Origin of the sequence: Mucilaginibacter lappiensis, from assembly GCF_900155965.1 — a bacterium.
Lineage (GTDB): Bacteria > Bacteroidota > Bacteroidia > Sphingobacteriales > Sphingobacteriaceae > Mucilaginibacter > Mucilaginibacter lappiensis.
Map to the genome: position 1 here is coordinate 266,789 of NZ_FTMG01000008.1, position 14,062 is coordinate 280,850.

The 14,062-nt window shown below is 40.1% G+C and carries 11 protein-coding genes; 8 read left to right on the forward strand and 3 right to left on the reverse strand.

What is annotated here, in order from left to right:
- Positions 1–43 precede the first annotated feature (43 nt).
- From BW976_RS16695 to kdpA, 6 genes are all read left to right on the forward strand, one after another.
- The gene (locus tag BW976_RS16695; RefSeq protein ID WP_076374463.1) at positions 44–616 is read left to right on the forward strand and encodes a K(+)-transporting ATPase subunit C; all 573 of its coding nucleotides are present in this window, start codon (positions 44–46) and stop codon (positions 614–616) included.
- Positions 617–630: 14 nt separating this feature from the next.
- On the forward strand, positions 631–1,707 hold the full coding sequence (locus BW976_RS16700) for a porin (RefSeq protein WP_076374465.1): 1,077 nt from the start codon (positions 631–633) through the stop codon (positions 1,705–1,707).
- Between the two features lie 92 nt (positions 1,708–1,799).
- Positions 1,800–2,927, forward strand: coding sequence for a sensor protein KdpD (locus tag BW976_RS16705; RefSeq protein WP_076374467.1), 1,128 nt, complete (start codon positions 1,800–1,802; stop codon positions 2,925–2,927).
- A 5-nt stretch (positions 2,928–2,932) separates the two neighbouring features.
- Positions 2,933–4,624 carry a sensor histidine kinase gene (locus BW976_RS16710; RefSeq protein ID WP_076374469.1) on the forward strand — a complete coding sequence of 564 codons (1,692 nt, stop codon included), beginning with the start codon at positions 2,933–2,935 and terminating at the stop codon, positions 4,622–4,624.
- 20 nt (positions 4,625–4,644) lie between these two features.
- Complete coding sequence (locus BW976_RS16715; RefSeq protein WP_076374471.1) at positions 4,645–6,006, forward strand: sigma-54-dependent transcriptional regulator; 1,362 nt, start codon at positions 4,645–4,647, stop codon at positions 6,004–6,006.
- A 175-nt stretch (positions 6,007–6,181) separates the two neighbouring features.
- Positions 6,182–7,885 carry a potassium-transporting ATPase subunit KdpA gene (gene kdpA / locus BW976_RS16720; RefSeq protein ID WP_076374473.1) on the forward strand — a complete coding sequence of 568 codons (1,704 nt, stop codon included), beginning with the start codon at positions 6,182–6,184 and terminating at the stop codon, positions 7,883–7,885.
- A 96-nt stretch (positions 7,886–7,981) separates the two neighbouring features.
- On the opposite strand, the gene BW976_RS16725 is transcribed toward kdpA, so the two are convergent.
- Positions 7,982–9,037 carry a HAMP domain-containing protein gene (locus tag BW976_RS16725; protein ID WP_076374475.1) on the reverse strand — a complete coding sequence of 352 codons (1,056 nt, stop codon included), beginning with the start codon at positions 9,035–9,037 and terminating at the stop codon, positions 7,982–7,984.
- A gap of 636 nt (positions 9,038–9,673) precedes the next feature.
- On the opposite strand from BW976_RS16725, the gene BW976_RS16735 reads away from it, so the two are divergent.
- Together BW976_RS16735 and BW976_RS16745 are read left to right on the forward strand one after the other, a co-directional pair.
- Positions 9,674–10,150, forward strand: coding sequence for a response regulator (locus BW976_RS16735; RefSeq protein WP_076374479.1), 477 nt, complete (start codon positions 9,674–9,676; stop codon positions 10,148–10,150).
- Positions 10,151–11,300: 1,150 nt separating this feature from the next.
- The gene (locus BW976_RS16745) at positions 11,301–12,743 is read left to right on the forward strand and encodes an aspartate kinase (RefSeq protein WP_245834721.1); all 1,443 of its coding nucleotides are present in this window, start codon (positions 11,301–11,303) and stop codon (positions 12,741–12,743) included.
- Between the two features lie 91 nt (positions 12,744–12,834).
- On the opposite strand, the gene BW976_RS16750 is transcribed toward BW976_RS16745, so the two are convergent.
- Both BW976_RS16750 and BW976_RS16755 read right to left on the reverse strand, forming a co-directional pair.
- Complete coding sequence (locus BW976_RS16750) at positions 12,835–13,110, reverse strand: hypothetical protein (protein WP_217696266.1); 276 nt, start codon at positions 13,108–13,110, stop codon at positions 12,835–12,837.
- Between the two features lie 430 nt (positions 13,111–13,540).
- On the reverse strand, positions 13,541–13,999 hold the full coding sequence (locus tag BW976_RS16755) for a hypothetical protein (RefSeq protein WP_076374483.1): 459 nt from the start codon (positions 13,997–13,999) through the stop codon (positions 13,541–13,543).
- Between the last annotated feature and the right edge of the window lie 63 nt (positions 14,000–14,062).

Here is a 14,062-nt window from a genome sequence, read left to right on the forward strand (position 1 = left end):
ACTCACACTCAAATCTCGATCTCAAACATTAATAATTAAAAAGATGAAAACATATTTATTGCCCTCATTAAAGCTGACCGTTATCCTGCTGGTTATTCTGGCAGGTATCTACCCACTGGCAATTGCAGCAGTAGGAAAACTAACCCCTGGGCATGGTGATGGCCAAACTATCCAATATAAAGGCCGTACGGTTGGTTATGCCAATATTGGCCAAAAATTCACCAAAGACGAATACTTCTGGTCGCGTCCTTCAGCCGTTGATTATCACGCCGACGGCTCAGGCGGTTCTAACAAAGGGCCATCAAATCCCGACTATTTAAAAGACGTGGAAAAACGCATCCAGGATTTTATGAAGCATAATCCCGGTGTTAGCCGTGCAGAAATCCCTGCCGAACTGGTTACCGCTTCGGGTAGCGGGCTTGATCCCGACTTGTCACCTGCCGGTGCGAAGGTACAGGTTGCCCGTATAGCCCATATACGCGGTATTTCGGCCGAGAGGATCAACAATATTGTTGATGCCGCTACCGAAAAGCCATTGCTGGGCCTGTTTGGCCCGGCCAAAGTGAATGTATTAAAATTAAACCTGGCATTAGACCAGTTGAAAGCAAAGAACTAAGACAAAAAAAACGAATGAAAAAACTTATAACAGGAATAATATTATTAATAGGTACAGGCGCAATGGCACAGGAAACAAAAACTTCTCCTATCTCCATAAGCGGTTACGTGGAAACGTATTACAATTATGACTTTAACAGGCCGCTCAATAATACCATGCCGCCATTTCTATACAATTTTACCAGGAACAACGAGGTTAATTTAAACCTGGGTTACATTAAGGCTGCTTACAGTTCGGATAAAGTGCGGGGGAATTTTACGTTTGCCACCGGTACGTATATGAATGCTAACTACTCAGCAGAGCCTGGTTTGCTTAAAAATATCTATGAGGCCAATATTGGTGTCAGGCTGTCTTCTAAAAATAATCTTTGGATAGACGCCGGTGTATTGCCCTCGCATATTGGATGGGAAAGCGCTAAAGGAATTGACAATCCTACGCTTAGTCGCAGTTTGGCTGCCGAGAACTCCCCATATTTTGAAACTGGGGCAAGATTGAGCTATACCTCTAAAAGCGAAAAATGGTATTTAAGCGCAATGATACTGAATGGCTGGCAGCGCATTCAAAGAGTTGATGGTAATACCACCCCAGCCTTTGGCACACAGGTTACTTTTAAACCATCATCAAAAATAACACTGAACAGCAGCACCTTTATTGGGAATGACAAACCGGACAGTGTAAGGAAAATGCGTTACTTCCATGATTTTTACGGCATTTTTCAATTAAGCGACAAATGGGCCGCTACATTGGGTTTTGATATAGGGGCTGAGCAAAAAACCAAAGGATCATCAAATTTTAATACCTGGTATACGTCTGCTTTGATCTTAAAATATGCGGCTACGTCCAAAACCAGTATAGGTGTGAGGGCCGAGTATTATGATGATAAAAATGGCGTCATCATCGCTACAAATACACCCAATGGTTTTAAAACGTGGGGATTCTCGGCAAATGTGGATTATAATATTTTAAGCAATTTAATGTGGCGTGCGGAAATCAGGAGCCTAAATAGAAAGGACGATATTTTTGTCAACAATGACAACAAAGCATTGGGGCATAATATCGCCTTAACTACTTCGCTGGCATTCAGCTTTTAATTGGCTGGGATACCGGTTTAAAATTACGAGAGAACAAAAATAATTGTATCCATGAAAATGCTTCATGGATACAATTCCTTTTTATAAGAAAAATGGAAGAAACCAAAGAACAATCTGTTGAGCATTTTCTGGATCTGATCAAGCGTTCCAGGCGCGGCAAGTTTAAGATATATATCGGCATGAGCGCCGGTGTTGGGAAAACTTTTCGGATGCTGCAGGAGGCGCATGCCTTGCTGCGTAATGGAATCGATGTGAAGATCGGTTATATTGAAACTCATATGCGGAAGGAAACCCAGGACCTGCTTGCAGGGCTCCCGGTTATACCGCGCCGAGATTTATTTTATAAAGGAAAACAATTACAGGAAATGGATCTGCAAGCTATTTTATCTTTGCGGCCTGAAATCGTTATTGTAGATGAGCTGGCGCATACCAATATTGAGGGGAGCAAAAATGAAAAACGCTGGCAGGATGTAGCAGAAATACTGGATGCCGGGATCAATGTGATAAGCGCCATGAACATCCAACATATGGAGAGTTTGTATGAAGATGTAAAAAGTATTACAGGTGTGGAGGTTAGCGAACGGGTACCGGATAATGTATTACTACAGGCAGACGAAGTGGTCAACATCGATCTGACTGCTGATGAACTGGTCACCCGTTTAAAGGAAGGTAAAATTTACACCAGCGACAAGATAGAATTTGCGCTTAAAAATTTTTTTCAGAGCGAAAAGATCCTGCAATTACGGGAGCTGGCGTTAAAAGAGGTGGCAACGCAAGTAGAAAGAAAGATTCAGACGGAAGTGCTTGGCTCGTTGCAGATCAGGCGTGAACGGTTGATGTGTAGTATTAGTACCAACAACAAAACGGCAAAATTGATCATACGGAAAACAGCCCGATTGGCTACTTATTACAATGCCAAATGGTTTGTTCTTTATATTCAGACTCCTAAAGAAAGTGCTGACCGGATAGGGTTGGCCGACCAACGGCATCTCATCAACAATTTCAAGTTGGCCACCCAAATGGGAGCCGAAGTTGTGCGCGTTAAAAGCAAAGTAGTTGCAACCGGGATGATCAAAGCTGTTGAAGATAAAAAAATCACTACCCTTTGTATGGGCAAGCCCCACTTATCTTTGTTCGGTATTATTTTAAAAACAACTACGTTTAACGGACTGTTGAAAACACTCAATAAATTAGATGTAGATTTAGTGATATTATCATGATGAGAATGAACATTAAAGCCAAACTGACGTTTGGCCTGCTTTTCCTGTTTGTTGTTATTATCTGCTTTGGCGTGTTGGGTATTTATTATGTGAACCGCCTGAGTAATGATGCCAGCAAGATTTTGAAAGATAATCAGATCAGCGTGGAGTATTGCAGTCAAATGCTCAAAGCTCTTGATGAAATACCGGGAGACCCATCTCAGATTGCTGTTTTCGAAAAGAACTTAAAACTTGAAGAAAATAACATTACAGAACCCGGTGAGTTTCAGGCCACCGCAGAGGTGCGTTATTTATTTGAGCAATTGAAAAAAGACCCAATAAGGTTTCCGGAGATCAGAAAAATGCACAAGGCCATTTTTAAAATTGCAGACGTTAATGAAATTGCCATTATTCATAAAAACACTAAAGCCTCTCATTATGCAGCCCAAGCTACACTTTGGCTCACGATTATCGTAACTATTTTAAGTCTTGCCGCTTTTACCTTTGTGATCAATTTTCCTTCCATCATTGCAAAGCCTATTCGCGAACTGACAGAGGGGATCAAAGAAATAGCCAATAAAAATTATAGCAAGCGCATACACCTGGATCAAAAGGATGAGTTTGGCACACTTGCAGACACTTTTAACGCGATGGCAGCAAAGCTTGACGAGTACGAGCATAGCAACCTGGCCGAGATCAAAGCGGAAAAAGGCAGAATCGAGGCCATTATTAACAAGATGAATGACGGGATCATCGGGCTTAACGACAAGAATGAGATCCTGTTTTTCAATTCTGCGGCGGAGGGATTGTTTGGGCTGAAAGAAAAGGACATCATAGGTAGTTATGCCGCCGATATTGCCATTCAAAATGATCTGCTCCGTACGGTTTTGCAAAACGAAACCAGTAAGCAACTGAAAATATTTTTAGATAATAAAGAAAGTTTTTTCGTGCAGGAGTCTATCCTCATCCAGGCTGATCATGTGGTGGGTGGCCGGGTGATCATACTACGAAATATCACACCGTTTAAAGAACTGGACGCTGCCAAAACCAATTTTATCGCAACCATATCACACGAACTTAAAATTCCTTTATTTGCTATTAATATGAGTACCCAATTACTTGAAGACAAGCGGATGGGTGAAATGAATAAGGATCAGACAGAAATACTGGGTACTATTAAAGCTAATGCGGAACGATTATTAAAAATTACTGGCGAGCTCCTAAACATGTCCCAGATAGAAACGGGTAGGATACAGCTAAAAAAAGAACCGGCAAAGCCGGAAGTAATTGTGCTAAGAGCAATGCAGGCGGTTCAGCAACAAGCTACTCAATTTGATGTAATGCTTAAAGAAAACGTAGAAAGTAATTTACCCCACATTAACATAGATGAAGAAAAGACGGTTTGGGTACTTATTAATTTTTTAAACAATGCTATCAAATATTCTTCAGAGGGAGGAACTGTAGAAGTACATGTGAAGAGAGAAAATGAAATTATTCAATTTTGGGTAGCCGATTACGGTAAAGGAATTGAAGAACAGTACGTGGATAGGGTATTTGATAAATACTTCCAGGTTCCCGGCACAACTGAAAGATCGGGCACTGGATTAGGCTTATCCATCTCCAAAGAATTTATTGAAGCACAGGGTGGAAAGATATGGGTGAATAGCAAATATGGAGAGGGTAGTACCTTTGGCTTTAATATTTTAATTAATGCCTGAACATTAAATGACGGATGAGTATGACAATTGCAAATGTGTTACTGGTTGAGGACGAGAACGATGTTCGCCTGCTTTTAAAGCGGGTACTCTCTTTAGAAGGTTTTGTGGTTTACGAAGCGGAAAATATCAAAACAGCATCAAAGTTGCTGGCAAATGAAAACATAGACCTGGTATTATGTGATGTTAAATTGCCTGATGGTAATGGCGTGGAATTTATAAGCAAGATAAAGGCGGCTTTCCCTTACGTAGAGATTATAGTACTTACTGCTTATGGAAACATTCCGGATAGCGTACAAGCTATTAAGAATGGCGCCTTTGATTACATAACCAAAGCCAATGACAATCAGCGCATCTTGCCCCTGCTTTACCGGGCTTTGGAAAAAGTAAAACTGGAGAAAAGAGTCGCCCAGTTAGAGAAGCAAGCTGCAGATCGCTATGCAAATTTTGATTCCATCATTGGTAAGTCGCTTTCCATTACACAAGCTAAAACGCTTGCACAAATGGCAGCGCCAACGGATGCACCGGTATTACTTTTAGGAGAAACCGGCGCCGGAAAAGAAGTTTTCGCGCAAGCGATCCATTCAGCCAGTAAAAGAAATATGAAAACCTTTTTGGGCTTGAATTGCAGCGCGTTTGGTAAGGATATTTTGGAAAGTGAACTTTTTGGCCATAAAGCAGGAGCTTTTACCGGGGCAAACAAGGACAAAAAGGGATTGATTGAGGAAGCCAATGAGGGTACTTTATTTTTGGATGAAATTGGTGAGATGCCCTTGGATTTACAGGCGAAGCTGTTGCGGGTATTGGAAACCAGTGAATTTATAAAAGTTGGAGATACCAAACAGCTTAAAGTCAATATCAGGGTTATCGCCGCAACTAACCGGGACATTCAGCAGGATATCAGCAATGGGAAATTTAGGGAAGACTTATTTTACCGGCTTAACCTAGTCACCATTAACTTGCCGTCATTAAGGGAAAGGCAGGATGATATTCCTCTGTTAGCCGAGTACTTCGTAAAGAAATTGACCAGGGACGCTTATCAGCAGGTGAAGGGCATGACAAATGCATTTGTTGATCGGTTGCAGAAAAATGAATGGCGGGGCAATATCAGGGAATTAAGAAATGTGATTGAAAGATCGCTGATAGTTTGCAGAGGAACTGAATTGAGTATAGATAACTTACCTGTTGAGTTACAGTACCATACTACATTGAAATCAAACACACTTTCTGCCTTTGACCTTTCAAGTGTTGAACGCTTACATATTCACCGTGTACTACAATATACTAAAGGGAATAAAACGCAGGCCGCTAAATTATTGAATATTAGTTCCGCTACTTTATACAGAAAAATTGACGAGTATAAAATTGAGGAATCCCAATCCTGATAACCAACCGTATTTTATCAAAATGAAAAGAAACAACTCAAAAAGATAGTTGCATTGTAGGGATTAAAGCTGGGATATAATCCTTAATTTGCTTTAAATAAGTTAATTATACTAAGTTAACAAGCGGGGTGCTATTTTGGTATAGATATAAATAGAAACACCATAAATTTATAAAATGCTTATTGATAGTTTCGGTTTTGGTTTAATTTTCATAGTGACACTCTGCCTGGCAGTGCCTTTGGGGGCATACATGAAACGTGTTTATCATAACGATAGTAGTTTTCTTGATTTTATACTTCCGCTTGAAAAGTGGATATTTAAAATATGTAGGATCGACCCTAAAAAGTCCATGAACTGGAAGCAATACCTGTTAGCCTTGTTATTCATTCAGGTAGTATGGGTAATTCCGGCGTTTATTGTCTTAATGCTCCAGGGTAAGCTTTTTCTCAATCCGGCCCATATAACGGGAATGGATTGGTCACTGGCTTTAAACTCCGCTATTAGCTTTTTAACAAGTACCAATCTACAGCATTACGTAGGCGAAACTGGGGCCAGCTATCTTTCACAAATAGGCGTATTTACCTATTTGCAATTTGTTAGTGCTGCCACCAGCCTTGCGGCGGGTGTCGCCATTGTAAGAGGTTTAACTGCCGATCCAGGTACTGGGGTCGGCAATTTTTTTTCTGACCTGTTAAGGTCCTGTACGCGTATACTATTACCATTGTCAATTATAGTAGCTTTTATTTTCATGATAGGTGGTATGCCTATGACCTTTAATGGCCCTCATCAAATAACCACCTTACAGGGCGATACGGTTCAGGTAGCCACAGGCCCTGTCGCTGCTATGGTCCCCATCAAGGAACTCGGTTCAAACGGCGGTGGTTTTTTCGGCGCAAATGATGCCCATCCTTTCGAAAACCCAACATTTATAACATTTATAGTTCATTTTATTATTGTGCTATTACTCCCCATGGCTTTCGTGTTTTTTATAGGTTATTACCTTAATCAGAAAAAATTTGCATGGATGCTTTTTGGCGTCATGACAGCCGGCTTGTTGTTGCTTATTATCCCCATAGTAAAAGGAGAAGCGGGTGGTAACCTAAAAATAACAGCCATGGGAATAGATCGGTCGGCAGGAAATATGGAAGGCAAAGAGGTTCGCTTTGGGGCCATTTATTCAGCGTACTATTGCGCAGAGAATATTGTTATACCTGCCGGTACTGCTGTATCAGTACATGATAGCTATATGCCATTGTCTGCAACGGCTATGCTTATCGGTATGCAAATCGATGCTTTTTTTGGCGGCCTGGGCACCGGCTGGATCAATATGTTCATGTACCTGGTTATTGCAGTTTTCATAGGGACATTAATGATCGGACGTTCACCGGAGTTGTTTGGGAAAAAAATAAGCACAAAAGAAATGCAGGTGGCTGTAATGGTTAATGTGTTCCAGATATTTGTTCCACTTGTTTTAGCCGCTATAGCCTGTTTCGTCTATGTAAATAAAAATGGTGGCGGCGATACGTTGTCCTGGCTTAGTAATAAAGGGCCGCATGGCTTTACTACCATGTTGTATGAGTATGTATCTTCTGTTGCTGGTAATGGATCTAATTTTGGTGGCTTGGGTAACAATACTCCATTCTGGAATCTTACTACAGCAGTTGCTATGCTATCGGGGCGCTTTGTCCCTATCATAGGAGGTTTGATGATCGTAGGGTTAATGAAAGCAAAGAAATTCATACCAGCGTCCTCAGGAACGTTACAAACCGATTCGGCAACATTCGGTGTCTTTCTTTTATCCATTATTCTTGTTCTGAGCGCATTATCGTTATTCGTGATCCTTATGGCCGGACCTATAACCGAGCATTTCTCCTTGTAATTTAATAAGTGATGAAAAGCATTCTTTATTAAACTATTATTTAATCCCATAAATAACTAGCAGGATACTTTAAATTAGAAATGCTTCTGATTATGATTAACCTTTTGTTTGTTTTAAGACCCGGATTGTTCCGGCAGGATAGCTCGCAACTTGTAGTGTATCAAGGTCTGTTTTTAAATTTGGCACCACAATTTCAAGGCTCTTTTGTTGAAAATATAACACATTGCCATCCTGATCGATTTTTAAAGGATTTTCGACATCCTTACTCTCCAGCATCATTTTTAGCAAATGGCTGTTTTTGCTTAATTCCAAAACAGATTGACCAATGACCGACTTTCCACTCAGGTTTAAGATTTTCTTAGCTTGATGATTAATAAATAGAACCTCCTGTTTTTCATTTACTCCCAGCACCGCGTCCTGCATTTCCTCAATCAGCATATTTATCCGTAATTCTGCTGCAAATATTTTAGTAAGATCAGCGTTTTCCTGCTCGCCAAGACTTACTGCCATGGTATTAAATGCCTCCGCTAATTGAGTAAACTCATCGCTTGTATTAAATTTAAGGCGGGTATCATAATATTTTTTACTAACCTGATCAAGACCGTCTGTCAATTCATGAAGCGGGTTCAGTATAAACCCGGGGAAATTGACAATTAAAATAAAAAGGATTAAAAAGGTAATAAAAACCATGGCCCCAAGATATAAGGTCGCCTTGCTTACCGTTGAATGGGTGTAACCATTTTTAAGCTCAATTGCATGCATGTTTAACTCCTCAATCTTTTTCAACTGTAAGCGCGCATTTCGCTCAGCTTGTTGCTTTTGATTTAAAATTGATGAGGGAGCAATAAGCAAAGTGAAAGCCTGTCGTAAGCTGTCGGTTGCTGCCTTTTCACCAGGTTCTGTAATATTATTTTCCTGTTTTTGAAGGGCCTGATCAAATGTTCTTGACGCACCTGACGTTAATGGCAAATCATTTTCATCTAAAACCGAGCGCATGTCACGTGTAAATGTTAATGTTTTATAATTGTTTTTTAGAGTAATATTTGAAGTCTCAGATATTACTTTGATATAGTAAACAGATATAGTACCAAAAATCAGCACGACGATAAACAAAAGGCCGAATCCGAAAAGAAGCTTTTTTTTGATTTTCATGACTGTACAATGAGTTGGTTAAAACGGTATCATAATTAAATTATGATAAGGATTGCATAGTAAAGATAATTAAAATATCTTCCTTTGTTCTGCCTTTGGAACTTATAGCCACATGGCTTTCCAGTCCTTTGCGGTGCTGTCCGGTCGTTTTGTAACCAGCCTTGGAAGTTTGATAATTGAGGACCTGATGAAAAGAAGAAATTTATACCTGCATTTGCGGGGGAGAGCAAACGAATTCAGCGATGTTTGGTGTTTTCCTTTTGGCCTTCTCATCGTACTGTTATCATTTGTAATCTTGGCTGGACCTGTGGCAGAATATTTTTCTTTAAAATGATATTTTGAGTTTCTCATTTTGAAATGGGCTGAATTGCTTTTACAGGATTTAATTTCTTTAAAAAGGTTGTTTTTGAGGTTTAAACCAGGCTTTTTCCATGGGCGAGGATGTTTGGCATCAGAATAGCTCATTGCTCAATACCCCGGGAGTGTAAAGCCTCCGTATGGTTGGTCATATCAGGTATTCATCTATATCTAGATGCCGATACTGTGAAATATTTATTATTCCAGGGGCTTAATAAAGTCATTTACCGCTGGTATTAATCTGTTATACAGAAAATAGCAGTCTTAATTTTATAGAACATGAATATGCAACCCATTGTTTTGCTTATAGACGATGAAAGAAGGTCTGGAGGTTGGTTAGGAAGGATTGTGCGCCTGGCAGGTTATATTTGTTATCAGGTTGAAAGCGGATTAGAAGCACTTAACCTATTAGAAAAAAAAGAGATTCATGTAGTAATGAGTGATGTTGATCTCCCGGATATGGACTTCGCTGATTTTGTCAGGGCGGTTAAAATTAAGAGAAACTATGTGGAGGTGATCATGCTGACTACGCACGCCAGCGTTCACGAAGCTATCAAAGCAATTAAAAGCGGTGCATTTGAATACCTGATCAAGGGTACAGATAATGACGTACTGTTGCCGCTTCTTGCCAAAGCCAATGAAAACGTTTGTTCACATTTTGAATCTTTTCAGTGCGACAGTCATGATGACGTGCTTTGGTCGGGTTTTAATAATAAGTGTGAGCATGAAGAATCCCGATTACCCCGAAAAAATTAACTATCATGGTAGTATTATTTATTACAGGCATAGCAGTTTTTATATACATGATATTTATATTACTCAAGCCCGAAAAAAAATAATATCTGCCTCAAACACAATAAAAGAAGAGTTTTCTGGATCACGCACCGTTTTGCTATAGCTTGGCAGGTAGTGATCCAAATTAATGCCGCGCATACCACATAGATAAGGTAATCCTATCAGGATCCATAATAGGATTACGCTGTTATTTAAGGCGACTGCGCCACTAAGCCTCGTCATTTACAGCCCGGGATTTTACTTTATGTTGAATTTTAAAAGACAAGTACAAATTGGAATTACTGGAAAAGCAAGTCGATCGGTTGGGTTTTATGGAGAAGGTAGTTCAAAATTGATAACGGTTCACTGTGTATCTGATAAACTCTTTTGTTCTGTGTTTCGTTATGAGAATTTTACTCTTTCAATTTGAGGCAAAATCATAACGCTCTTGTGATTGGTGTAATTTTAAGTTGTTTATTATCAGTTAATTGTTGGTAAATTATGAAAAAGGCATCTTTTTAGCCTGCAATAATAACAAAGGACATATAATACCATTATGCTAATTATATCATGAAAGTATACCGGTTTCAACAACAAAGTCGTACTGCTTTAAACCATCCACCCAGCTTACTCGTCGCTTTAAGACATGGGAAAATAATGATCAATACTTTGTTGCGATGGTGTAGCGCCGGTTTGATATCTTCCTATATCCTGACGGTTATAACGGGTATCCATTTTTATAACCAGCTTGTGTTAACATCCGGATGGATGTCCAACCTGATCCTTGTCCTATTCGTATTACTTTTTACCTGGTTGCTCTATATCCAGTATAAATATTCCGAAAAGAGGACAGAATGCCTTCCGCTTAGCAATAATGACATCAAATTGAATTCATTTTATATTAAGGATCACTATAAGACCAGTCAAAGACTAATCAGTATTTACGTGATCGCCACCTTTGTTGCATGGTTAATAATGACGGGGCTTTCTGTCTCCAATCAGCATTCGGTTATGGGGTTTCTCATGTTATCAGGTTTGACCCTTTACGGTTTTGGCCTATTCATGATCAGGGGGCTGTTAAAGGAGAAATGTGCCGTCAGGCAAATGATCAACAAGTTCGGGCTATTCCAAAATGAACTTTGATACCAGTATTAAACTCAACATGCTTACTGTAGAAAAAATTGGGGGCACTTCCATGAGTGCTCTTCGGGACGTTATTGACAATATTATTTTTCATCAAGTTCCTGCAAAAAATATTTATAACCGTGTTTTTGTTGTTTCTGCTTTTGCCGGGGTCACAGACATGTTATTAGAAAATAAAAAAACGGGTAGCCCGGGTGTATATCATCGCCTTGCCCGGTACCAGGATTTCAGTAAGCCGCTCAAATCTGTTATTATCAGGTTAAAAGCCATAAACAGAGATTATGCCGAATTAGGCCTTGATCTTGATGCAGCTGATCAGTTTATTGAAGAACATATCAGGAAGGCGCAAAAATTTCTTTCAAACCTGGCCAACATACTAGCTTCCGGTTATGTTAGTAAGGAAAGTATTTTGCAGGCTGCGCGTGAAATTCTAGCCTCTATTGGGGAAAGCCACTCCGCATTCATTTTGACAAATATATTGCTGAACCGGGGTGTTCATGTACGGCTTATAGATTTGAGTGGTTTCGATGATCATCGAGCATTTACCATAGACCAACGCATTAGGCATGCTTTCAAAGGAATTGCCCTAAAGGATAATATCTGCATCGTAACCGGTTATGCCAAAGGCACCGAAGGGATCATGCGCGAATTTGACAGAGGATATTCAGAAGTGACATTCAGTAAAATAGCTACACTGTTAAAGCCACATGAAGCTATAATTCATAAAGAATATCACCTTTCTACGGCCGATCCTGCTATTGTTGGTGTTGATAATTGCTCGCCGGTAGGATTCACCAATTATGACATCACTGATCAGTTGGCTGATGTGGGTATGGAGGCAATCCATCCCAAGGCCTCCAAGCCCCTGGAAATAAACGGGATAAATCTGCGCATAAAAAATACGTTTCAGCCTTCCCATCCGGGAACATTGATCACTCGGGAGTTTATTTGTGAGCACAAACGTGTTGAGGTTATTACCGGTACCGATAAATTACTGATGATCGATGTTTATGATCCCTTAATGGTTGGTGCGGTAGGAAGCGACTTGAAGATCATGCAGATACTTAGCCATCACCACATCAGTTACACCTTTAAAACAACCAGCGCCAACAGTATTTCTGTAGTGATATGGGAGCGGGACTTCAGCAGGAAACTAATTAATAACTTGGAAGATGATTTTGAAAAGGTTACCATTGACAAGGTGGCCCTGGTATGTTTGTTGGGCACCAATATGGATCAGCCAGGGTTACTGGCCAAAAGCGCGCTCGCGCTGACAGAGCATGGAATAAATATCAAAAGCGCTGGCTTTGGGATCAGAAAAGTTAATATCCAATTCATTGTGGCCCGGGAAGATTTTAAAATGGCTATCGTAGCACTGAACAGCAAGATGTCGTTGGATTTTCAGAATAGATGTGCATCAGGCATGAGTTAATCATCAGACCTATTTAAGGATCATCTGTAATATTCATATCGAAAAAAATACTTATCAAAACAATGCATTTATGGATTTATTGACCATTCTGTTATCCACGTTTTTTATACACCCTCATTGCAAAGATATAAGTTACAAACATAATTCCGAACCACCATGCAAGGGCAACCCATACTGTATTGCCTACCGGCTGGTTTGAAAGCAACGCGCGGATGGTTTCCACGATCGGGGGCACCGCCTGATTTTCGGCAAAGGCACGAACACCTGGCGGCATTGATCTGGTAGGCACAAATGCTGAGCTAATTAACGGCAGGAAGTGGATCGGGTAGGCAATCACACCTGCGCCATCTACCGAATTTGCAGACAATCCAGCAATCGCTGAGATCCGTGTCAGGGCCAGTGTAAACAGCGCGAGTAGACAAGCCAGGATAGTACGCCTGCAATTGATCGGAAGCCCATCATAGATAGAAAAGGACTGCTAAGCATAGTCATAAATAATGGGTTGAATATACGCGCCTCGCGTAAACCAGCAAAAAACAATTCGATGATTGCATCATGCTTATACTTACCAGCATTTGGCACGAAACAGTATTTTTTGTGATTTCTATATCAACCAGTTCTTCTACCAGGGCCTCCTTATTCCAAAGAACTTATAAATTGTTTTTTACTCATTCTTAAGCTGTGAGCAATGTCATCCATCGTAACGCCCCGAATACCATAGCGAAAGAAAAGATCATGCGCTTTCTCTGTGATTTTTTTAAGGTTTCCATACACTCAGAACCGGTCTCCATTGTTAATTAACTTAGCGAATCCGTTAATCCGGTGTTATTAATTGGTTGCCACTTTGTTTCAGCCAAAATTTCGAGTAGCTCTCTAATCAGAAATTTGCAAAAAACAACGTTTACGCAGTAGGCGGTTGTAACTTTATAATCGGGTATTACGCTGTAATAACACGTCCTGAATTTGTTTATCACAGATAGCCTATCGTCATAATACATGTTGAACCAGATTTTTATACCTTGCAGTAATTTATCCGTCAGGGTGTAATTATTACGCCATTCCCCGAGGATATACGTGCATAAAAGATCAATTTCTGTGTCATTATTAAGGCGAGTTAAATTAGTGCCAGCATAGTAACTAAAGCGATTTTGCGCATACACGCTGTCAATTTTCGATTCCAGCTCCTCCCGCAAGTGCTCAGAAAGAGCAATATAGAGGGGGTTTTGTAAAACCATTACTCTTGAATTTTTTTTCATGTTATTAGAGTCTTGAAGTTTATAAACAATGGCCCCCCATAGATTTAATGGATAACTCCCGGA